The sequence below is a fragment of the Psychrobacter sp. CAL346-MNA-CIBAN-0220 genome, assembly GCF_040309805.1.
GTDB lineage: Bacteria > Pseudomonadota > Gammaproteobacteria > Pseudomonadales > Moraxellaceae > Psychrobacter.
This window is the reverse complement of the sequence record NZ_JBEOPF010000001.1, coordinates 542,621-565,211: the sequence shown is the minus strand read 5'-3', so window position 1 is coordinate 565,211 and position 22,591 is coordinate 542,621. Positions and strand designations below refer to the sequence as shown.

At 42.1% G+C, this 22,591-nt stretch carries 16 protein-coding genes; 7 read left to right on the top strand and 9 right to left on the bottom strand.

Going from position 1 to position 22,591, the window contains the following annotated elements; all coding sequences use genetic code 11:
- Window positions 1–442: 442 nt before the first annotated feature.
- From AAEY88_RS02180 to rpoD, 3 genes are all read right to left on the bottom strand, one after another.
- Window positions 443–802: a DUF493 domain-containing protein gene (locus AAEY88_RS02180; RefSeq protein ID WP_350558401.1), complete on the bottom strand. Its 360-nt coding sequence runs from the start codon at window positions 800–802 to the stop codon at window positions 443–445.
- Window positions 803–1,394: 592 nt separating this feature from the next.
- Window positions 1,395–3,338, bottom strand: coding sequence for an acyltransferase family protein (locus AAEY88_RS02175; protein WP_350558398.1), 1,944 nt, complete (start codon window positions 3,336–3,338; stop codon window positions 1,395–1,397).
- Window positions 3,339–3,663: 325 nt separating this feature from the next.
- On the bottom strand, window positions 3,664–5,553 hold the full coding sequence (gene rpoD / locus AAEY88_RS02170; protein WP_350558395.1) for an RNA polymerase sigma factor RpoD: 1,890 nt from the start codon (window positions 5,551–5,553) through the stop codon (window positions 3,664–3,666).
- Window positions 5,554–5,684: 131 nt separating this feature from the next.
- Between rpoD and AAEY88_RS02165 the strand changes: the two genes are divergently transcribed.
- Window positions 5,685–5,825: a hypothetical protein gene (locus tag AAEY88_RS02165; RefSeq protein WP_350558392.1), complete on the top strand. Its 141-nt coding sequence runs from the start codon at window positions 5,685–5,687 to the stop codon at window positions 5,823–5,825.
- Between the two features lie 205 nt (window positions 5,826–6,030).
- On the opposite strand, the gene AAEY88_RS02160 is transcribed toward AAEY88_RS02165, so the two are convergent.
- Both AAEY88_RS02160 and AAEY88_RS02155 read right to left on the bottom strand, forming a co-directional pair.
- Complete coding sequence (locus AAEY88_RS02160; protein ID WP_350558389.1) at window positions 6,031–8,133, bottom strand: CHC2 zinc finger domain-containing protein; 2,103 nt, start codon at window positions 8,131–8,133, stop codon at window positions 6,031–6,033.
- Between the two features lie 311 nt (window positions 8,134–8,444).
- The gene (locus AAEY88_RS02155) at window positions 8,445–9,659 is read right to left on the bottom strand and encodes an outer membrane protein assembly factor BamD (RefSeq protein ID WP_350558386.1); all 1,215 of its coding nucleotides are present in this window, start codon (window positions 9,657–9,659) and stop codon (window positions 8,445–8,447) included.
- A 751-nt stretch (window positions 9,660–10,410) separates the two neighbouring features.
- Between AAEY88_RS02155 and AAEY88_RS02150 the strand changes: the two genes are divergently transcribed.
- The 6 genes from AAEY88_RS02150 (at window position 10,411) to AAEY88_RS02125 (ending at window position 18,069) form a co-directional block, all read left to right on the top strand.
- Window positions 10,411–11,511 (top strand): RluA family pseudouridine synthase, encoded by a 1,101-nt coding sequence (locus tag AAEY88_RS02150; protein WP_407074416.1) that lies wholly within the window; start codon window positions 10,411–10,413, stop codon window positions 11,509–11,511.
- A gap of 6 nt (window positions 11,512–11,517) precedes the next feature.
- On the top strand, window positions 11,518–12,579 hold the full coding sequence (locus AAEY88_RS02145) for a polyphenol oxidase family protein (protein ID WP_350558380.1): 1,062 nt from the start codon (window positions 11,518–11,520) through the stop codon (window positions 12,577–12,579).
- Between the two features lie 48 nt (window positions 12,580–12,627).
- Window positions 12,628–13,239, top strand: a complete 612-nt coding sequence (locus tag AAEY88_RS02140) for a flavodoxin family protein (RefSeq protein WP_350558378.1) — start codon at window positions 12,628–12,630, stop codon at window positions 13,237–13,239.
- Window positions 13,240–14,197: 958 nt separating this feature from the next.
- On the top strand, window positions 14,198–15,637 hold the full coding sequence (locus tag AAEY88_RS02135; protein WP_350558375.1) for a cytochrome c: 1,440 nt from the start codon (window positions 14,198–14,200) through the stop codon (window positions 15,635–15,637).
- Window positions 15,638–15,772: 135 nt separating this feature from the next.
- A complete protein-coding gene (locus AAEY88_RS02130) occupies window positions 15,773–17,371 on the top strand; it encodes a flavin monoamine oxidase family protein (protein ID WP_350558372.1) in 1,599 nt (532 codons plus the stop codon).
- Between the two features lie 35 nt (window positions 17,372–17,406).
- Window positions 17,407–18,069: a cytochrome c gene (locus AAEY88_RS02125; RefSeq protein ID WP_350558369.1), complete on the top strand. Its 663-nt coding sequence runs from the start codon at window positions 17,407–17,409 to the stop codon at window positions 18,067–18,069.
- 138 nt (window positions 18,070–18,207) lie between these two features.
- On the opposite strand, the gene AAEY88_RS02120 is transcribed toward AAEY88_RS02125, so the two are convergent.
- From AAEY88_RS02120 to tolQ, 4 genes are all read right to left on the bottom strand, one after another.
- Entirely contained in the window at window positions 18,208–19,500 is a 1,293-nt protein-coding gene (locus AAEY88_RS02120; protein WP_350558366.1) for a translocation protein TolB, read from the bottom strand.
- A gap of 194 nt (window positions 19,501–19,694) precedes the next feature.
- On the bottom strand, window positions 19,695–20,708 hold the full coding sequence (locus AAEY88_RS02115) for a TonB family protein (RefSeq protein ID WP_350558363.1): 1,014 nt from the start codon (window positions 20,706–20,708) through the stop codon (window positions 19,695–19,697).
- A gap of 107 nt (window positions 20,709–20,815) precedes the next feature.
- Window positions 20,816–21,274: a protein TolR gene (tolR, locus tag AAEY88_RS02110; protein ID WP_350558360.1), complete on the bottom strand. Its 459-nt coding sequence runs from the start codon at window positions 21,272–21,274 to the stop codon at window positions 20,816–20,818.
- On the bottom strand, window positions 21,271–21,984 hold the full coding sequence (tolQ, locus tag AAEY88_RS02105; protein WP_350558357.1) for a protein TolQ: 714 nt from the start codon (window positions 21,982–21,984) through the stop codon (window positions 21,271–21,273). The genes tolR and tolQ overlap by 4 nt, the downstream gene beginning before the upstream one ends.
- Window positions 21,985–22,591: the final 607 nt, after the last annotated feature.

Genomic DNA, 22,591 nt, shown 5'->3' with positions numbered 1-22,591 from the left:
GCGTTATCTGAGCTTTTCTTAAGCAAAAAAATACCGCTGCTCATGGTGATGTTAAAAATCACTGAACACTATATATAGCGTGTGTAGTAGTAAGTAGGCACAATATAGCGGGAAAATACTAAAAATACTAGATTGATTTTATCAGAATTATATGTTGCGAGTAGAACAGAAGGGTTCGTTTGCGACGTAAAGAACGATGGGATAAGGGTTAGCTGTGATTGGCTTAAAAATAAAATATTTGTAAAAAAACAACTAAGATTTATTTTTTATCACCTGGTGAAATTGTCAATAATAATAGTGATAATAAGGGTAAAAATACGGGTGCTGATTGTACCTGAGACTATAAAAAATCGCCACCCATATAAGTGACGATTGTGATTATTATAAAAAGCTATCGTTAGTGACCTTACTGAAAAATGCTCAATTTTTTATCAGAATTAGGCTACATTACTATGCGTACGGTTTGGGCATTGTCAAGTGCCGCATAAAGAGTATTGACTTGCTCAGCAGTGGTTAGGTACAGATTGACTCGAGCGGAATGAAAGCGTCCTGTTTTAGACGGTTTTACTTGAATAGAAGCCAAATCAAAGTCTGGAAATTGACTGCCAAGGATAAGCTTGACTTCATTGAGTAAGCTATCATGCTCGCCTTCATGGCCAATGATGCTCATTGGATAGTTCATTGGAAAATCCCAGAGCTCAGGATTTTGAATGTCGGTTTTTTTGCCTTTAATTTCATCGTTATTTAATAACACGTCAGAGACATTGACTTCTTTATTGGGGTTTTGTTGATTGTCACTCATTATAGAATCCTTCTTGTTATTTGATCATATTATTTAAACTTAAGTTTAATAAACTTATCGATAAGCAACAAAAAAACTGAGACGCGCTCATGTTTATTTACAGCTTAAGTTATTGATATAAATATATTTTATTAGTTCGTTATTCAAAATGACTACCACGTTTACCACCATTTGAATTTATTTTTGATAGTTTTGCCACTATAAAATAATGTAATGATAAGTAAGGGTAGTATGTGCATTAACTATTTATAATGGCACTTGGCCAGCTATTCAAGTGCTGTCATATATATTTAAGCTACCACTAGCGGTGGCCAATACTTAATGTGGATTTATACAGACGAACAATTGAGAGTTTGGGTTCATCATAATGACGTGTCAGTTAGCCACTACTTCAAATCACTCTTCTTAGCTTCCACTTTGATTACAGGGGGTTAATTTGCTAAAACGTCTGCCTCATGATACTTGCCTATACAGCCCCTTTGCGGGTGTGCATACTACTACCTAAACCCTTATCATGTGTCCTAATTTAGTTGACCACTACAGTTTGCCTTGTGTGCGCATACTGATTTTTAACGTTAGTAGTATATTGGTGTTATTTGAAGACTTCATCATAGATCGGTGAAATGACTTCTGCACCATAACTGCTTAGATGGTCATCATCAGCATAGAGAGGGATACCCTCAATATCACCATAACAGTACTTGCTATCACATAAATAAGGAAGAGGATCCAACATCTTAGCCCCACAGCGTTTTATAGCGTCATCCTGCATCTTAAAGGCTAGAATTTGACGTTGATTATATTCATCACGCGTTATCTTAACTGACGCTTTGTTACCATTTACAACCAAAGATTTAAACATAGTTAATGGTATGTTTTTTTTCATTTCAGGGGTTGGTCGTACTAAATAAACAGGGTTAGTTGTAGTGAACTCACATATGGTATCAATCATATGCCCTGTTAAATTCTCCCTATATTCGTCATTCCTTTCACTAAAGACCTTATCGACAAAGTATTTTGGAGAGGTTAATTGAAAGTATTTATTCTCATTTGCTCCATATAAATTTTGAGATACTCTGTTAATAATAATGACAGGAATACCTGGGTACTTTTTTGCCGCGATATCAATTGCATTTGCAACCAGTTTCCCACAATTATAATTTGGGTTTTGGCCATTTTTTTCGACTGAATATAATCCTTTTATTGTGCTACATTCCGACAGACCCATACTTAAAATGCTTCCACCCGCTAGAGTGGCTCTATTACCAATAGAAACCATTTGAGCGTTTGCGTGACTGTCTCCTACCACAATTGCTTTGATGGGACCATCGCCATAAGTACAGCCTGGAGACACTCCATTTTCTATTTTTCCACAAACGGGTTCTCTAGGGTTTTTCTCTAACTGTTCTACTATTGATATTTGTTCTGCTGACATACGATAGGGTGTAAAAGCTTCAGACTTTACAAAGAGTACACTTCCTAACACTCCTACAATCCCTGCAATATATATTGGTTTACTTCTAAAGTAACTAAGCAGGTTAGAGAAATCATTTCTAAACTTAATTTTCTCCACATATTTATAGCTTAAAAAGCCCAGTAGGATAGAGAGTGCCATACCTAAATAAATATAGTATTCAGGCAAAGAGAATGTATAGATAATGACGACAAAAGGCCAGTGCCAAAGATAAATAGAGTAAGACCAAGTCCCTAATTTTTGGAAGACTATATTGCTAGTGATGATACTGTCATTACGCTGTGCTTGAATGATAAGAAACGAGCCTACAACAGGAAATAGGGCTAAGTAACCAGGCCAAGGGTTGTCTTCTGATATTAAGAAGTAAGAACCGATAACCAAAGCTAAGCCCACCCTCTCTACAAGCTTCTTTCTGTCTTCTGGTAACGTAAAAGGATAGAGGTAAGCCACCCCACCAATCATCATCTCCCACGCTCTAGTAGGTAATAGATAATAGGAAGCATTAGGTGATTTATAAGAAGCAATAACACAGAAAATAAAGCCAAGCACTGTTCCGAGTACTAGCATTGATTTCATGGTCTTGATAGATAAGAACTTGCGCATAGCAACAAGCACTAGTGGATAAAGGATATAAAACTGCCATTCCACCGATAAAGACCAAGTATGTAACAGCCACTTCTCGTGAGAAGCCGCGTCAAAATAACCTGCCTCTGTCCAGTATATAAAATTGGATACGAAGCCTATACTACTAGCAGCATGCTTACCTAAGGCGTGATATTCCAGTGGAGTAAGATAAAACCAGCCAAAAATCAACAACACTAAGCAAAGTAATGCCAGAGCAGGAATAATTCTGTTAGCACGAGCGACGTAGAATTTTAGAATAGAAAAATTTTCTTGTTCGATACCTTTGAATATTATTCCCGTCATTAAAAACCCTGAAATAACAAAAAAGACATCAACGCCAGCAAAGCCGCCCGGCATCCAAGAAGTATTAAAATGGAATAGCACAACAGCGATGACTGCAAATGCCCTAAGGCCGTTAATATCTTTTCTAAATTTCATAGAGACACTAATCCCAAAAAGTTGTAAAACAATGTAGGCATTATATACGTTTAAGTGAATATATGTTTAAGTGAATATGTGTGTACTATATTAATATTTTTATTGATTGATATTTCAATAGGGTAAGGGCGATAGGATTGCTGCTCAAGACACCAGGGAATATTGACCCTTAACGTGGTTTTATACAGCCGCATAATTAAAAGTTTAGGTTTATCGTAATGACGTGCCAACTGGCCACGTTATCAGTCATTATCATACAAACACAAAAAAGCTGAGACGCGCTCAGCTTTTAGGGCTATGTCTAACTTTCTTTATAAAGCTTTAATCAGTCGTTTTCAAGAAAAGAACGCAGATGCTCAGAGCGCGACGGATGACGTAATTTGCGTAAGGCTTTTGCTTCGATTTGGCGAATACGCTCACGAGTCACATCGAACTGCTTACCGACTTCCTCAAGCGTATGGTCGGTTGGCATATCAATACCAAAGCGCATTTTTAGCACGCGTGCTTCACGCTCAGTCAAATTGCTAAGGACATCGCGAGTGGCTTCACGCAGTCCAGCAGACGTCGCATCATCGACAGGACTTGAGATGGTTTGATCTTCAATGAAGTCGCCTAGGTGTGAGTCTTCATCATCACCGATAGGGGTTTCCATAGAGATTGGCTCTTTAGCAATTTTGAGCACTTTACGGACTTTAACTTCGTCCATCTCTAAGCGTTCGCCTAATTCCTCAGGGGTTGGCTCACGTCCCATCTCTTGCAATAGTTGACGTGAGACCCGGTTAATCTTATTAATAGTCTCAATCATATGCACTGGAATACGAATAGTGCGCGCTTGATCCGCGATAGAGCGGGTGATTGCCTGGCGAATCCACCATGTCGCATAAGTTGAGAACTTATAACCACGGCGATATTCAAACTTGTCAACGGCCTTCATTAAGCCGATATTACCTTCTTGGATTAAATCTAAGAATTGCAAGCCGCGGTTGGTATACTTCTTAGCAATTGAAATCACAAGACGTAAGTTGGCTTCAACCATCTCTTTTTTGGCACGGCGAGCTTTGGCTTCACCGATAGCCATACGCCGAGCAACATCTTTCATATCGTGAATTTCCATGTCGAGCTTTTGCTCGTAATCACGGATTTTTCGTTGCAGTAGAATAACATCGTCGGTGACTTTTTCTAAGGTTTCAGCGAATGCAGGCTTACCTTTTAGACGCTCAGTCAACCAATCAACATTGGCTTCATTACTTGGAAAGGTTTTACGGAACTCTTCGCGTGGCATACGACCACGGCGAATCACCAAGCGCATAATTTGGCGCTCTTGTTTACGGACATCATCATAAACATCATGCATGATGGCCATAACTTGGTCTGACATGCGGTTGTTGAGCTTAAGCATCATAAAACGGCCGGCAAGCTGGGCGTAGGCTTCGTCAACTTGCGCACTACCGCGACCGAAATCTAGCAAGGCTTGTTTGGCGGTAATAAATAACCCTTCGATCTCTTCTAAACGTGCGCGCACTTCTTCTGGATCAATACCACCGGTTTCTTCTTCGGCATCCTCGTCTTCAGTCGCCTCAGCATCATCGCTATCTTCGTCGTCATCACGATCCGCTTTTGCGTTAACTTTCGGTTTGATAACTGGTATTTTTTCTTCTTTCGCAGCCGCTGCTGCCGCCTTATCTTCATCAGTTTCAGGATCTAGGAAACCGGTGATAACATCAGAGAGCTTTTTATCGCCATCTAATACGCGCTGATAATCATCCAGTACGTATTGCACCGTTCCTGGCCAATAAGACATGGCATGCTGAACATCGCGAATACCTTCTTCGATACGCTTGGCAATGGCAATCTCGCCTTCGCGCGTCAGCAAATCGACCGTACCCATCTCACGCATATACATACGCACAGGGTCTGTAGTGCGACCCGGTTCAGTTTCAACAGCTGCCAAGACTGCTGCCGCCTCGTCAGCTGCCGATTCATCATCGCTCGAGTCATCGTTCATTAAGATGTCATCAGCGTCAGGCGCGGACTCAAAAATTTTGATACCAACGTCAGTCAGCATCTGGACGATATCTTCGATCTGATCGCTTTCGGTAATAGAGTCGGGCAGTTGGTCATTCACCTCAGCATAGGTCAAGTAACCTTGCTCTTTACCCATTTGGATTAAGGTGGCCAGTTGAGACGTGGACTTAGAAACTGACTTATCGTTCATAAATACTCGCTTTGCTTACGTCGGGAATTTTCATTATGTGACCTGCTGTAACGTAATGAGGGCGCTGATCTAATCTAGAGAGTGATCACAAAAAACGTCAAGGGTGTCAATAATAATGAAAATCAATTGATATGAATAAAGACTCAAAAAACTACAATAAAACGGCTAAAAAAGCCGCTAAAAATACGGTCAACAACTCTAAAATTCACAATCCTAACAAGATTTTAATAAATAGTAGTATGGTACATGATAGCGCACAGGTGCCAGCTTAATATAACAGCGGCATAGTTTAACACAGTCTGCTTGACCCAGACTATTGCTATCAAAAACGGTATCGATAAACCGTCATAGCCTGATGTTTCACTCTCGATGCTTGCTGGGCATGATTATAAATAATGGGGTCAAGGTGTATGGTTTTAAAGGGCTGCCACTTATAAAGCCAAATTTGAGATAAAACTAACCCTAAGAACGGATTATTTACGATGTCTGCTCAGCTTGCTGCATGAGTAACCAGTCATTTAGTCGCTGGGCTTGCTTGCGTACAACGGCAAGCTTGATGTTATCGGGATTCTGTATCAGGTCTTGCATCTTTTTTTTCATATGAAGTTTGAGTAATTGCATCACTAGATTTTCGATAAGCTCATCAAGGCTCAATATATTTCTTGCGGTCAGAGTCTTATAAAATGGCCCCCAACTGCGGCTAAGTGCCTCTTGAGTAATCGGCTTAAGGTTGGATAAAATAAAATGCGCGGCAGCATTGGCATCTGTTGGCAGATAATTCAGACAGCGGTTAATGGTGCTGACCACATCCTGTAAGGCATCATCTTGTAAGTCTTCCCAAGCCACTGCTCGCAAGGCATCAGGCGAGGCCTTTTGTTTAATGTGTGTAGGCAAGTTTAAGCCATTGATACCTGCCTGCTGCCAAATCGCCTCAATTGGATCATCGATTAATGCGCGTGGCTGAAACAAAAAGCACAGCTGTAACTGCTGACTGATGGTCATATCCCCATCAAAGTCTAGCAAAGCGTCTTTGGCTTCGACGTTTTGGCTGCGTTTGCCACCAAGCTTTTGGTAAATATCATTATTGAGCAAGTAACGAAAGCTACTGCCCTTAGGTAATAAAGTAGTCAAAGTGCGCACTTGTGACATCAGCTTGGCTTTACCTTCTGCCAATGCCAAGTCGTAGCGCTCACTTAAGTAGGCAAAAATATACTGCGATAGCGGCATGGCAGTCGCAATTTGCTCACGCATGGCATCACTGCCTTGACTCTTAATAAAGGTATCAGGATCATGGTCATTGGGCAGGGTCAAAAATCGCAATTCTTTATCATCACCAAGCACCGGCAGGCTGATCTCAAGCGTTCGCCACGCGGCCTTTTGTCCCGCACTATCACCATCAAAGCTTAAAGTTAAAGTCGGGTTTAGAGTTAATAAACGAGAAATTTGGCTTTCATTAATTGCTGTTCCCATTGATGCAATGGCCCCATAAATACCTGCTTGGTATAGAGCAATGACATCCATATAACCTTCGACCACTAACCAGCGATCTGCACGCTGTTGGCGGGATTCAAAATAGCCGTATAGCACATGCTGTTTATGAAAAACGGGCGAGTCTGAGGAGTTAATATATTTGGGTTTTACTTCATTGTCTAAAGCACGCCCAGCAAATCCAATAATACGCCCTTGGTTATCACGAATAGGGAATATGACTCGATCACGTAGTAAGTCATAATCACGTCCGGATTCTGAGCTGCGAACTAAGCCTAGTGCCTTAAGTCCTGCGATATCTTGCGGAAACTGATGTTCAAGGTGCTGCCAACCAAATGGTGCGTAACCCAGTCCAAAAGTCTCAAGACTTTGCTCAGTGACTCCGCGCGCCATAAAGTAATGCTTGGCATGCGGATGAGTTGCTAAATTGCGCTGATAAAATTGCTGAATTTGGATCAGTAATTCATATAGATTACCGTCTTTATCGGCAGTAGTACTGTTGCTACTTATCTTTATGGAGTGATCGTCTGTCAGCCATGCTGGTGAGTAGCTCTGTTGCTCAACAGGATCATAATCTGCACCGCTATAATCGATATCTGCATAGGGAATATGATTGGGAACGCTATCATAGCTTGCGCTGTCGTTATAGGTAGAATGACCGTTATTATGATCCTCATTATGGTAACTAGGCGGGCTGTTTTCTGACGATAAAGCATCAGGCGGTGGTTTAGGCATTGCTTGTGGCGGTTTGGAAACGGATTTAAGTGCACTACGTTGATAGCTTACATTTTGTTGTTCCTCGACTGGTATCTCAATACCGGTTTGCTTTGAAAGCTCATTAACGGCTTCAATAAAGCTTAGATTTTCATAATCACGCAAAAAACTAATGGCATTACCACCCACACTACAACCGAAGCAATGGTAGATATTCTTTTGAGGGTTGACATAAAACGAGGGTGATTTTTCACCATGAAACGGGCAGCAGCCTTTGTACTCACTACCAGCGCGTTTAAGCGTAGTATGACGGCCAATAATACTGATTAGATCAGCTTGGCTGTTTAATTGTTCGAGAATATGATTGGGAATACTCATGCAAAAAATGTTTTACCATAAGAAAAGAGGGCAGAATTTGTGCTAACGATGTTTATTACTATGTGGTTATCACTACTTTGAAATCTACTTTAAGTAAATAGCCTAAGTGTAATAACTAAAATAATACATCGTAATTTGAGACATCGAATCTAAAAGACTGACTTTATAATTAAGAATTAACCTATAAATAGATGGCGCAAGCAAAGGCAGAAAAATAAGGCCAACCACGCAGTTGACCTTATTTTATTGTAATTTACAAACTATTATCTATATATTTGTTTTACTTGCTAAGCTACCAATAGCTCAAAGTTTTAGTTACTATCGTCGTTTAAATCCACTGTATTATTATTACCAGGGGTTAAACGAATACGATCGCGGTCGCTATCATTAGGTAGGGTCGTACGGCGTGTGGGATTGATATTTTGTGGATCGACAGCTGCGTCTTCAGCGGCGGCAGTCGCGCTACCTTGGCTAGATATTTGGTCGGTTGCGCTCTCAGGCAGACCTAGGCCGATATTGATACCACTTCGGCGAGGCGTATTGCCGGTAATTGGGGCAGCAGCATTGTCAGCAGGCAATCTGAGCTGAGTAGCCGTACGAATCATTTGGGTTTTAGTGGCGCCACTATATTGACCTTCAGCGATTGAGGCATCCTTTACACTGGCACGGCCAAGCTGTCCAAAGGTCAGTTTATTTAGCCAAGAGCGATCGCCCTTAATATCGAGTTTGACCTGTCCGTCACTGGTAAGCCAGTTTGGATAGTTAATTTGTAGCAGTGTCTTATATTCTTTTGCTAAGTCTGTTAGCCCCAATTTTTGGTGGCTATAGGCAAGGATAGCAATGGCCTCGGGCACTGACTCACTTAGGGGATAATATTGAAATGCCCACTTGGCACGGTTGACAGCCGCAACATAAGCTTCACGTTCAATATACCAATTAGCGGCAGTCAGCTCACTTTGAGCAAATTGATTATAGATAAAAGTCATACGCTGAGCGGCATCTGGCGCATAAGGGCTGCTTGGATATTTATTGATAAGCTCTTGAAAATTAGCAAAAGCTAAGCGTAGATAGGCAGTATCACGTTCAGCTTGATTGAGTTTAAAAAGCTTGATGCCCTCAGACGCCCCCTGCATATTAGCCACACCGCGCACATAATAGGCATAGCTGACTTGTGGGTTTGAGGGGTATAAGCGGATAAACTGCTCGGCACTGGCAGACGCCGTTTCATAGTTACCACTGGCATATTGGGCGTACATCATATCAAGCAATGCTTGCTCAGCGTACTCCCCAGTAGGATAAAAAGTACGCAGACTGGTCAAGTCTTCGATAGCTTGCGTGTAGCGACTTTTATCGATCTGAGTAATGGCATCACGGTAGTAGGCTTGTTCTGACTTTTCAGCGGTTTCGACCGCATCGACGTCTTTACCGGTCAGGTTTTTGAAGGTCTGACAGCCAACCAAGCTCACACTTAGCGCAAGCAGGGTTACTGAGGATAGTTTGATAAACGTGTTGCCAACAGGGCGCATACTTTTTCTCCGACACAAAACGCACAATAGCAGCGGTGCTATCATACTATATAACAGGTTAATGGTAACAAAGACTATCACGACAATAATCAATAAATTATCTGCACGATTGAGCATGGGTATAGCAACGCAACCCACAAAACCCTGCCTACTTTATAGAATAATGCGGGCCTCGTCTATTTTTTCGTGAGCTATTTTTTCGTGAGCAAGCGGTTACTGATTCTAAATGAGTTAAGTATTTTAAATGCTTTTAAATCCAAACTATTTGAAAACTATTATGTTAATCACTACTATCTAGACAGTTATAAACAAATATAGACAGTATAATAATTTTTTACAGTTTAGCATGGGCGGCGCTAATGGGCGATGTTGAATACTGCCACCACCGATAAATATACAGTAAATTACCGCAATGTTATATTGTAAAGAGTTATTGATTGACTGATCATAGACTAACTTATGAATAGAAGATAGCAGATAACTGTGAGCCGCTATAGGGCTTAAGCGCTTGGCATGCTACACTATGACGATATTAAACCAGCTTTTTGTCTTGGCTATTTTTTGTATTAATAGTCAGCTAATTGTCTACCTACTTTTTTTATAAAGTCCATTTTATGACTTTGCCATATACGAATCTGCTATGAATGATGATGCTATGACTACAAATTTAACCTCAGATCAGTCGCTAGATACCGAGTTATCAATGAAAGAATTATCAGCGCAGGATGAGCGTCAGCTGCAAGAGAATGGCATGAATGAACCGTTAGCATCTGAAGATGAGCTATTAGACAATGATAAGTCACTCGATAACGATGAGCTATCGTTAGATGATGAGGTAATTGATGATGAACACGATGAGGACACACCTGTAGCGGGACAAGTGATGCTAGATATCATCGATGTGACTCATATTGCCACTGAAAATGAGGCTGGTCTACGTATTGATAAACTGGCTTCGCAAGTATTCACGGACTTTTCACGCGCCCAGCTACAAGGTTGGATTAGCGATGGCAGCTTGCTATACAACGATAGCGTGCAAAAACCCAAGCAGCGCTGTAAAGCTGGCGACGTTTTGCATTTATCTACTACCTTGCAGCAGCATAGCGAAGATCAACCAGAAAATATCGATATCGATGTGGTCTATGAAGATGAGGCGGTACTGGTCATCAATAAACCAGTAGGCATGGTCGTACATCCGGGTGCGGGCAATCAAACGGGTACGCTTGTTAATGCGCTACTATATCATTATCCGCAGCAACATCATTTACCAAGGGCCGGTTTGGTACATCGTATTGATAAAGATACCTCTGGGTTATTGCTCATTGGCAAGACCAAACCGGCGCAGATGGCGTTAATGGCGCAGCTCAAGGATAAATCAGTCTATCGTCATTATCAGTGTGTGGTGGCTGGTGATCAGGCAAGCTTAATGCGTCATCGCCGTATTGATGCGCCGATTGGTCGTCATCGTAATCAACGTACCAAAATGACAGTCATGACAGCAGGACGCGACGCGGTAACCCATTTACTAGATATCACCGCCCTTAATGACAATTACTGCTTAGTGGATGTTGGCCTTGAAACAGGTCGGACGCATCAAATACGCGTGCATTTGAGTCATATCAGTTATCCAATAGTCGGTGACCGTGTCTATGGCGGACGTCGTCAATTACGTGCAGGGTTGAGCGAAGCGCAGCGTCAAATCATCAGTAATTTTCCGCGTCAGGCTTTGCATGCTTATATCTTAGGCTTTGTGCATCCAACCACCGGTGAAGATATTAAAGTGACTACGCCGATGCCTGAAGATATGCAGCAGTTGATGGCAGTATTAAGTGATGGCTACGATGCTGTATAAAATCTCATGAATCGTCTACCGATACTCTTACCTATGACGGTACTGGCACAGCTCGATGAGGTGACTGTCTATCAAACTGCTGCTTTTCAGACGATAGATCTTCAAGCGGCCGACTTTGATACTGATACTGTTAAAAAAACTAAACAAAAACACCAAAAGACAAGCCAGCAACTGCTCCAATCAGGGCAGGCAAGTTATGGTGAGTTGAATCTGGGCTTGCATGTCAACGATGACGCTGCGAAGGTACTAGATAATCGTATGCGTCTGTTAGCGGCTATTAATCAGCCATTAAATGCTCAACAGTCGAAGCCGCAACATTTACCTATTAATAGTTTGCATTGGGTCAATCAAGTTCATGGCAAACAGATTTGTGATGTTGATACGGCAAACCTTAGTATGCGTCCAATGGATGCTGATGCGATAGTAAGTCAGCAAGCGGGGCTTGGTTTAGCAATAATGACGGCAGATTGCGTGCCTATCGTCTTATATCAACCGGCAAGTGGAAAGATAGCAGCAATTCATGCGGGCTGGCAAGGATTGGCGTGCGCTGTTATCAAAGCCACAGTAGAGCGCTTTACCGCATCAGGGCCAATCATGGCCTGGATAGGGACATGCATTAGCCAAAATTGCTATGAAGTAAGTACGCATGTCCGCGATCAACTATTGGCAGGTTGCTTGGCTAATAAATCTTTGTCATCAACACACGTCGATAATTTTGATTCCCTATTCTGTATGCCTACTGATACCAATACCAGTTTGAACTCTGATCTTCAGACGGCTAATGAATCCTTATATAAGACCAGTGATAAACTACCCAGTCGCGCTACAGTAGACTCTGCTAAAATAAAGCTAGACTTACCAAAGCTTGCTGCTTATCAGCTGAGAGATGCAGGTATTACCGTATGTTCTGAGGCGCCTTATCAGTGTAGCTATACAGACGAGCGCTACTATTCTTATCGGCGTCAGACCCATTTGCAACAGCCAGCGACAGGACGTATGGCGCTTATTATCGTGCGCAGTTCGGCTCTTACTGATATAAATTACGCTGAGAAATTTTTAGCCTGTTGAGTTTGACCTTTTATATTCAATTACTTATTAGCCATTATTAGAGTTCGTATGAAACCATCTTTTGCACCGTCATCGCCATCTACTATCCATACTGATAGCATCCCTAGCGTATCGATAGCCGTTATTTATCACAGCAATTATGGTCATACCAAGCGTGTTGCTGAAGCGGTGGTCATTGGAGCGCGCCAACAGTTGCCAGAAGCACAGGCCAAAGCGATCGACATTCATGATGTCGATTGGGGTTTTGTGGATAAAGCAGATCTGCTGGTTTTTGGTAGTGCCGTATATATGGGCAGCGTGCCAGCAGAGTTTAAGACCTTTATGGATGGAACTTCAAAGCGCTGGTATAACCGCGAATGGGAAGGGAAGTGGGCAGCAGGTTTTGCCAATTCAGGTGGATTAAGCGGGGATAAGCTGTCAGTGTTACAGCAGATTTGCCTATATGCTATGCAGCATGGTATGAACTGGATTGGGATGCCATTGATGCCAACGGGACATAGTGACGATGATTTAAACCGGCTATCAAGCTTTTTAGGGTTAATGACTCAGTCTATTAACGCGCCGCCTGAAGAAACGCCGGGTAAAGGTGATATTGATACTGCTATTTGGTTCGGTGATCATTTAGCGAAGACGATTATTAAGCACCAGCCAGCGCGTTAAAGGCAATCCTAGCATCGACAATCTATAGTTATTAAAACAAGCATTAAAAAGCAGATACTGAACTCAGTATCTGCTTTTTTAATTTCAATTTATATAAATTTGCTAATAATTAATGCCATTATCTATAAATACTACTTATCAATATCCCATTAATGACAATCAAATCAATCATATCTTACCTATAAATAGCTTTAAGCTAATAAATAGGCATTTAGGTACTGTTAGTTTTGACAGAGTAACTGGTCACTGGAATAGGGCTATCGACAAATTGAAATGACTGACAACCAGTTAGTAGGGTCAGCACTATAAGAATACAGCTAAAATTAAAAATTTTCATAATTATTCTGAGCATCCCGTTAGCGGCAATGAAAATGAGATATCTCATAATCAAAATTTGATATTAAGCAGTCGTATGCTGTTGTTATTTAAAGACAACAAAGATTATTTATTTAATTTATGAGCTCAGATATAAGGACAACATAGGATATGTAGGAATAGCCAGCTATTGAAGAGGCGTATTAAATCTTACAATATAACTGGGCTGTGTTCATTTTGCTTTCAAAAGTGTATCTATTATGTACAAGTAAAATAGCTAATAGCTGTCTATAAATGAAATATTATGAGTATTATTAAAAATTAGTACTTAATAGCTTGTTAAAATACCTTAACTAATTATGTCTTAGTCATTGTTTTTAAAAGAATTATCATATTGATTATAATCATAATATTATTATATATAATATGAACTAGAAAATAATATCACGTTTGAGAAGTACTTTTAATTTTGTAAAAAAATAAGATAAATAGGTTAATATTCAGGTAATAATAGCGAAATAGTTTTACTGTAGTTAATATGATGAGCAAACATCATGTGACCGTTAAGTACTAAAAAGTAACTGAAACGAGAAAAATAACCTAGATGCCAGCTATATCTAAATGCCAGCTATAAGAGGATATTATGAAGCCACTTTCTGTGATGTTATCGATGCTTGCCATCGGTATTACTTCCAGCACTGCAATGGCTGCAGGTGCTGTTCTTCCTATACCCAGCCTTCCCTATGTAAGTCCAGCCAATAGCGATTTGGCCAATCGTGGGGCATATATTGCCCGCGCTGCTGACTGTGTTGCCTGTCATGGTGAAGACTATACCGGTGGCTCGCCTATCGAAACGCCAATGGGGGCTATTTATTCCACTAATATTACTCCATCCAAGCGTTACGGTATTGGCAACTATACTGAAGCTGATCTCAAAAAAGTGTTAAAAGAAGGTCGTACACCAGATCATATGCTTTATCCAGCGATGCCGTACCCTTCTTATAATGGTATGACTGATGAAGATATTAGCGCTTTGTTTGCTCATTTGCAGACGGTACCCGCAGTGGACATGGCGCCTGAGCATAAAACAGATCTACCGTTTCCTTTTAATTTTCGTATTTTAATGTTGGGTTGGAATGCCATAAACATACCATCTACAGAAAACCGTGATGGGTTGACCCAAACGCAGCAGCGCGGTGAGTATCTCGTCAACAATCTAGAGCATTGTGGCACTTGTCATACCCCGCGTAATAGTACGATGGGCTTTGATAATGACATGTATTTATCTGGTGCGCCTCTTGGTAATTGGCATGCACCGAATATTACTCCTGATAAATCTAGCGGTATCGGCAGCTGGAGTGAGCAAGATATCGTCACCTATCTGCGAACTGGTGAGCTGGATCAACGTGCTTATGCTGGCGGACCTATGGGTGAAGCAGTGGCCCACAGTACCCGTTATCTCAAAGATGAAGACCTAGGGGCGATAGCTTCTTATTTAAAAGCAGTTCCTGCTATTGAAACGGAAGATAAGGTGACGGCGGTCGATGCCTCGCGTCTACCCAGTCCAGTAAGTGAGTCGATTACCCATGACCTTATTGCTCAAAAAGACTATTTAGCCCAAGCAAAAGCCAGCGTTGGCGGCGGTAGTAATTCACCAGAAGCGCTATATCTCGCTGCTTGTGGTAGCTGCCACGGTGTTAACGGTTATGCCCAACCTGATGCTCGCTATGCGCCCATTGTGGGTCTGAGTAGTATTCGCCGTGATAAACCTGACGCCTTAATTAATGTGATTGTTCATGGTATTGATGGGGCGACTAACACCAGTCCTAAAATGCCCGGCTTCGCTGAAGATTTAACCAGTGAGCAAATTGCCGGTGTTGCCAATTACGTGCGTGTAAACTTTGGCGGCTTACAAAATAGCGATGTGAGTGCCGCTGAAGTTGATCGGGTGATGACAGCGAAGCCTGACCAACCATTTTTAATCAAATATGCAGGCTTTCTGGCTACTCTTGGCATCATTGTTGCCCTCATTATTATCGCATTTATTATTCGGGGAATTATACGTTCAAGGCGTCGCGGTTAATGTAAGCGATTTTAATTTGAATGGTTTTAATTCAATAGCGCTTAAGTAACATGGCAATTAACCCTATAACTCTCTAATAAGATTGCCATAAACGCTTATCGCCACGCACGAACGTCACACCATAAGGACACGATTATGAAAGACATGCTTCAATCACCCACGCGGCGTCAACTGCTCTCAATGATTGGTAAGACCGCTGGGGCAACTGCCATGTATCAGGCGATGACTACCTTAGGTTTTGCCTCAGAATCTAGTTTTAAAGAAGAAATGGAACTAAAAGGGGCGCCTCCAGGAGCCAGTATTATCATTTTAGGAGCTGGTCTTGCCGGTCTTACTGCGGCCTATGAGCTTAGAAAAGCAGGCTACAGTGTTAAAGTGCTAGAGTATCAAAACCGCGGTGGCGGTCGCAGTTGGACACTTAACAGTGGTGATAAATATACCGAGCTTGGCGGTGAAGTCGTCACTTGCGACTTTGAGGAAGGCAATTATCTTAACGGGGGGCCTTGGCGTCTTCCCACTCATCATTATGGTGTGCTGCACTATTGCAAGAAGTTCGGCGTGGCAATGGAACCCTTTATTCAAGAAAATTCTCGAGCATACTTACACCGTACGGATCATTTTAATGGCGTACCGCAACGCTTAGGCGATGTTCAAACGGATATTAGAGGCCATGTCTCAGAACTACTATCAAAAGCCGTTAATGTCGGTAGTCTTGACCGCTCAGTGAATAAAGAAGATAAAGAGAAGTTATTAGAAGGTCTAAAAGGCTGGGGCGTGCTTGATAAAGATTATCGCTATTTAAGCAGTCAAGAAACCAGTATTTATCGAGGCTATGATATTAATCCAGGTGGGGGTTTGATGCCAAATGCTAAGCCTTCGAAACCTATTCCGCTAAATGCGTTGTTACAATCAGGTATGTGGTCAGATCTGTCTAACTTTACGGTTTATGACCATCATCCCACGATGTTTCAACCTGTTGGTGGCATGGGAAAAATTGGTGATGCCTTCACCCGTGAGTGTCAAGAAATGATTACTTTGAATGCAAAAGTAACGCGTATTGAGCAAGATGATAGTGGTGTGACCGTCTCTTATGTTGATAGTAACGAGGGCAGTGGCGTTGCCAAAACAGAACGCGCTGATTGGTGTATCTGTACGATTCCATTATCGGTATTGACGCAACTTGATATCAACGTCTCAAAATCGATGAAGCAGGCCATGGCGGCAGTGCCTTATGAGACATCGTTTAAAGTTGGCCTTGAATTTAAACGCCGCTTTTGGGAAGAAGATGAGTGGATTTATGGCGGGGTGACTTATACCGATATGCCTATTACCCAAATTTCTTATCCTTCAGGTGGGATGTTCAAGGACGGTTCGGGTGTATTGCTGGGTGGCTATGGCTTTGGCGAGACCTCTTATAAGTTTAATAGTCTAACCCCGCAAGAACGTATCGATGCCTCGCTAGCTTATGGTAAGTATATCCATCCCCAGTATACCAAAGAGTTCCGTTCAGGCACCTCTGTCGTTTGGCATCGCATCCCCTGGACATTAGGCTGTTATGGTATTTGGAGTGATTCAAGCCGTGAGCAGTATTACGATACGCTTTGCAGTATTGATAATCGTATTGTATTGGCTGGTGAGCATTGCTCGCACATTCCTGCATGGCAAGAGGGTGCGATTTTGTCTGGATTAGATACCGCCAAACGGTTACATAAAAGAGCGAAGTTGGCCGTATAGCCATCTGTCATAGACTAGGAAATAAAGAGGCGACTATGAATTATTCTAAATATCCACTTATGACTCTCCTTGCTAGTATCAGTCTTAGTATGGCAGCACTGTCTGGTTGCTCATCAAAAGATGCAGATTCTGCAACCTTAGCCCAGCCAGCGGCTCAGCCTAATGACTCTGCTAACCTTGACAATAGTGATAACCCTAATGCTTTTAATGTTCAAGCCAGCCGTAACAATGGCGCATGGGGCGCGGTATATATGAGCCGCGATGAGCTCAGATCACCCCCAGGTAACATTGTTGATGTCAGCGTGCTACCAACGATGTCAGAGGATGCTGATATCAAAAAATGGGATGCGAAGTTTGAAAACGCAAGCGCTTTTGTTACTAAGGATGGAGAAAAACTTTATCATGACTCTTGTGCGGCTTGTCACATGCATAAAGGTGAAGGCGCAATAGGGGCAGGATATTATCCACCTTTGGCTGATAATAGTAAGATGGAATCCAAATACTATGTTATTAGCATATTGATTAATGGCTTTCGCGGTATGCCGTCATTTCATAGAATGATGGATGATGAGCAGATGGCCGCTGTGACGCAGTATGTTCGTAGCGAGTTAAACGACTATAAAGATCCAGTAACGGCCGCAGATGTGTTGCAGCTGCGCCATGCTAATCCACCGGGCGGTGATGCCTCTGACCATTGATCGTATTGTAATTAATAGGATTAAATCAAACAGTGTTCAATCAATGGGCAAAGCAGTCATAGTGGCAATCCAATAAAAAAGCGCCCGATATCATTATCGAGCGCTTTTTTATGGTCAGTCTTTTATAAATTAATAGGTCTACTTAGGGTTTGTTGACCATACCGGTGACCGTATAATACCTTGGCCTGATTTACCAAACGATTCGCTACCGTTCAATGATTTGATCGTTAATAAACCTTTGCCGCCTTGGGTTGATGCATAGACTACCCGTTTGCCATTAGGTGAGAAACTTGGTGCCTCATCAATACCAGTATTACCTAGATTGGCTGTTACCGCGCCATTGCTATTCATAATAGCTGCTGAGCGCCCACTTAAGAAGGCAATTTGCGAGCCATCGCTACTAAACTGTGGGCTAGTCGCATAGCCGCCGCTCGATACTTTAATAGTGCGTCCTGAACCGAATTCATAACGATAAATCTGCGGCTTATTAAAGCCAGCTCTATCTGAGACAAAAACAAAGGATTTACCATCAGGCGCATAGCTTGGTTGTACTTCACTACTTGGCCAGTTGATTAATTTTCTTATATTGCCACCCTCTGCACTGATTTCATAAATATCAGCACTACCCTCAAAACTGCTAGAAAATAGAATTTTACTGCCATCAGGCGAGAATGAGGGGCTTAGGTTACTACCAGGATAAGGGGTAACCACAGTGGCGGCACCCCCGTTGACATTTTGGACATAAATTAGGGGATAGGATTTATCGCGCTGCACCGTATAAGCGATCCGTGAAGCATCGGGTGACCATGCTGGCGAAAAAATAGAGCCTTGAACCTCAGTAATAGTTCTGGCATTTTCGCCATCTGCATCCATGACTTTTAGACGTGATATCTTATTTTTAACAGTTCCGGTTTCTTCAATATAGGCAATACGCCCTGAGAAGTCGCCTGGAGTGCCAGTAATCAGCTCATAGACTTTATCCGCAATGACGTGACCGGCATAACGTAGGCTTTGTTGATCTTTATCTGATATTAAGCTTTGTTTGCCTTTGATGACGCGACCTGATTTAACATCAATCACTTCATAATCAATAACAACTTTACCGCGATCAGTACGGGTGCTACCAACGACCAAATACGGAATATCCAGTTGTTGCCAAATCGGTAAGGTACCCGCAAGCTCACTACTACTGCGCGGTTGCTGTGGTAAGTCTTTATTGGTGACTGTCAGCTCAGTCCTACTTAAGTCATTTAGAATAATAGGTGATAGTATTGAATCTCCAGCAAAAGGCACAAAGGCGACCTGGTTTTTCTGGACAGGAATCTCATAATCCAACTGTAAGATAACAGGTGTAGCAAAGGTACTTGGGGCAACCAACATGCTTGAGGCGCTAGCAAGTAAGATAATCAATAGCTTTTTATGGGTACGCATGACCAAATCAGGCTCCTAAAATCATGTGGTAAACGTATTTTATACGCTTTAGTTGGGTATCACGGTAAAATAATATGGTATGCGGCACAAGTTGCTTAAGGTAAAAGCCGTATTCCTATTTAGCATTGTTATGGCAAGTTAAGAGTAAGGCTGAGATCTGTTTTGCCATGATATTCGTCAATATATACTTAATATTAGTTGCTACCATTAAATTGTATAGTAAAAGTAGGGTATTTAGGGTCGTCAGCGTCTATCGGTAAATTTCGGGTGTTCAACACCGCTTGTTTGGCCGCATCATTAACCGCACTATCAGAACCTGAGACCGAGACATTCACTACGTCACCATTAGCATTGATAGTAATGGTCAAGGTGGCACGTTGGGTAGAACCTTTAGCGCCTATTGGTGGATTATAGTTACGTTTGACTAAGTTGATAATCTCGCTGTTACTGGCACCGCCACTATTACTTGAAGCAGAACGGCTGCTACCTTTGGAAGAGCTAGAGGTTGAGGTATCGCCAGATAATGTCGACTGACCGTCTGATAAGCTATAGTTTTTACCCGCGTTGCCCGAGTTTATTTCTATATTACGCTGGGAGCTGTTGGGCTTCTCAATTTTGGGTGGGTTATTCTTTTTGGCCCGAAAGTCTTTGAGCTGCTCACGTCTCTCGTCGAGCTTACTTTTTTTATTGTCCTCAACGCGTTCAAGTTTCTCCAACGTCATGTCATCTTGCTGCGTTGACCATTCATCAATGTTGCGCTCGTATTCTTGTGATTTCTCAATGAAGCGTTGCTGTTGCTCTTGACTCATTAGCATCGACTCATCGCTATAAGTGTCTGCAGAAATATCTGATGGCAAAAAAACCGGCATTCTTTGTGAGGTTGACCCTGAACTATTCGGTGTTGAGATGCTGGTATTGTTTGGGTTCAATGGCTCACTACTCATGGCACCACTAGCAGTACTGTCCGCTTGTAAGGAAGCAGAGGCCGCTGCGCGATTGGCTAGTATTTGCCCTTGCATTTCAGCCAGCTGTTCTGGCGATACCATGATGGTTTCAATACTACCGGCGTTTTCTATCTTTGTACTCTGATAATTGTAAATCAATAGCCCAATCACAATGCCGTGCGCCAGCAAGCTCAATAGCGTAGGCAGCGTGAGCCCATCGCCTTCAGGCTGGGTAGGAACATAAACGGCAGGAGCATTATTCATGAGTAAGGTTCATCGGGTTGTTTGCTTTGAAAACAGGGGATTTTAAATATTGGATCTTTCAAAAAAGTCTTGGCGCAATACTATCTAAAATTTGTCATAGGTAAGTATTATAACTGAGGCGTGGGCAGGGGTGCACCGGTTAATAGTCCTACCTTCTGAATGCCGGCTTGTTGCAAGGTTGCCATCAGTGCCATAATCGCCCCATATTGGTTGTTTTGATCGGCGTTAATCATCACTTGTAAAGGCTGTTGACCTTCAGCGCTACTTTGTGCCTGCAAGTTGGATAAGGTATTAACCAGCTCTGGCTCACTGATGGGCATGTCTATGTTGTTTTCATAACTAATAAAAATCTCGTTACTGTCTGTTAAAGAGACAATCACTGGCAACTGGTTTTGACTTAAAGTACTGGTTTGCTCTTTGGGCAAATCCACATCGACACCTGTGGTCAGCATCGGGGCGGTTATCATAAATATCACCAGCAGCACCAGCATAACGTCGATGTAAGGCACGACGTTCATCTCGGCATTGAGCGCTATTTTCTTACGGGCGTAGGGACTTGGTTTCATAGCCCCGCTACCTGAGTCGTCGGTGTAGTCGTCGTAGGATTCTCAGTACTGGTTTCACGTTGCAGCATACCGGTCATCTCATCACAGAACAGCGCGCGTGAGTCATATAGTCGGCTTGATTTAGATGTAAAGTGGTTATAGGCCAACACAGCTGGAATAGCAGCGAACAGTCCCATCGCGGTGGCAATCAACGCCTCAGCAATACCGGGAGCGACTGAAGCCAGAGTCGCTTGCTCCGTTTGTGAGAGACCTAAAAAGGCATTCATAATGCCCCATACTGTGCCAAATAGACCAACATAGGGCGCAACTGAACCGATGCTGGCAAGAGTGGCAATACCGGACTCAAGCTGCTGCTGCTGGCGACCAAGTCCTACCCGTAGCTTACGTTCAACGCCATCAATGATATCGTCTTTAGGCTGCCGTTTTTTATGCATTCTCAAGTATTCAGAGAATCCCACATAAAAAATTTGCTCAAGTCCTTGGCGATCTGGTGACCCTTGAATACCTTGGTATAATTTGGCTAAATCTTCACCTGACCAAAACCAGGTTTCAAACTGCTCATCAAAGTTTTTAGCCGTACCAAGGCGGGAACTGAGACGAAAAATAATCACCCAGCTGAGTAGCGAGGCCAATAGTAATAGCGCCATCACAATCTGTACTAGCAGGCTAGCTTGGGTAATAAGGTCAATAATATTTAATGATTCAGGCATAAGGGACTCACTGACAATTAACAAAAACCGTCCTAAGCACCAAATTTAAGCACTTAGGCCAGATAAAACCTCTAATAACAACAATTTTATGCGCTTATAAAAGCCAAATTTATAACGATAAAAATTCACATCAATGTTTGAAACGCTATTTTTATTTACCGTATATTAAAAGTGCTTCTTAAAAATACTAGCATAGCAGCATTTCTGTATGCTTATATCAACCCGCTAGTGTACTGCTAAATGGTGAAAAGGTCATTTATTAATGTGTTCATCTACTTCTACTATTGAGTCACAGGTTTCGTGGAGAAGTCTTTTCGGCCTATAACAGCCATATTTTGCTACTCTCTCTCTGCCACTGTCTGACCCGTAATGGTAAAATGATTTATTGTAAGTATATTTTTACCGTACTACGCTGCTTTATAAGTTCGCAATGTAACCAATAGTTATCACATATAAGTTGATAAGTGGTTCTATGGTAAGAGTCTACAGGTGGATGTCCAATTTTTTCAGAAACATAAGCAACCGCAAGCTTTTGATACTTAGAGTTGTTGATCTTTTTTTGTTTACAAGCAAAATTTTTGTTGAGTTGCCAGTTTGATAGGTGATT

What these genes read in the sequence shown, in the direction of transcription:
- AAEY88_RS02180 (WP_350558401.1), bottom strand. Translation starts at nt 802, where the DNA reads ATGAGTGACAATCAACAAAACCCCAATAAAGAAGTCAATGTCTCTGAC.
- AAEY88_RS02175 (WP_350558398.1), bottom strand. Translation starts at nt 3,338, where the DNA reads ATGAAATTTAGAAAAGATATTAACGGCCTTAGGGCATTTGCAGTCATC.
- rpoD (WP_350558395.1), bottom strand. Translation starts at nt 5,553, where the DNA reads ATGAACGATAAGTCAGTTTCTAAGTCCACGTCTCAACTGGCCACCTTA.
- AAEY88_RS02165 (WP_350558392.1), top strand. Translation starts at nt 5,685, where the DNA reads ATGAATAAAGACTCAAAAAACTACAATAAAACGGCTAAAAAAGCCGCT.
- AAEY88_RS02160 (WP_350558389.1), bottom strand. Translation starts at nt 8,133, where the DNA reads ATGAGTATTCCCAATCATATTCTCGAACAATTAAACAGCCAAGCTGAT.
- AAEY88_RS02155 (WP_350558386.1), bottom strand. Translation starts at nt 9,659, where the DNA reads ATGCGCCCTGTTGGCAACACGTTTATCAAACTATCCTCAGTAACCCTG.
- AAEY88_RS02150 (WP_407074416.1), top strand. Translation starts at nt 10,411, where the DNA reads ATGAATGAACCGTTAGCATCTGAAGATGAGCTATTAGACAATGATAAG.
- AAEY88_RS02145 (WP_350558380.1), top strand. Translation starts at nt 11,518, where the DNA reads ATGAATCGTCTACCGATACTCTTACCTATGACGGTACTGGCACAGCTC.
- AAEY88_RS02140 (WP_350558378.1), top strand. Translation starts at nt 12,628, where the DNA reads ATGAAACCATCTTTTGCACCGTCATCGCCATCTACTATCCATACTGAT.
- AAEY88_RS02135 (WP_350558375.1), top strand. Translation starts at nt 14,198, where the DNA reads ATGAAGCCACTTTCTGTGATGTTATCGATGCTTGCCATCGGTATTACT.
- AAEY88_RS02130 (WP_350558372.1), top strand. Translation starts at nt 15,773, where the DNA reads ATGAAAGACATGCTTCAATCACCCACGCGGCGTCAACTGCTCTCAATG.
- AAEY88_RS02125 (WP_350558369.1), top strand. Translation starts at nt 17,407, where the DNA reads ATGAATTATTCTAAATATCCACTTATGACTCTCCTTGCTAGTATCAGT.
- AAEY88_RS02120 (WP_350558366.1), bottom strand. Translation starts at nt 19,500, where the DNA reads ATGCGTACCCATAAAAAGCTATTGATTATCTTACTTGCTAGCGCCTCA.
- AAEY88_RS02115 (WP_350558363.1), bottom strand. Translation starts at nt 20,708, where the DNA reads ATGAATAATGCTCCTGCCGTTTATGTTCCTACCCAGCCTGAAGGCGAT.
- tolR (WP_350558360.1), bottom strand. Translation starts at nt 21,274, where the DNA reads ATGAAACCAAGTCCCTACGCCCGTAAGAAAATAGCGCTCAATGCCGAG.
- tolQ (WP_350558357.1), bottom strand. Translation starts at nt 21,984, where the DNA reads ATGCCTGAATCATTAAATATTATTGACCTTATTACCCAAGCTAGCCTG.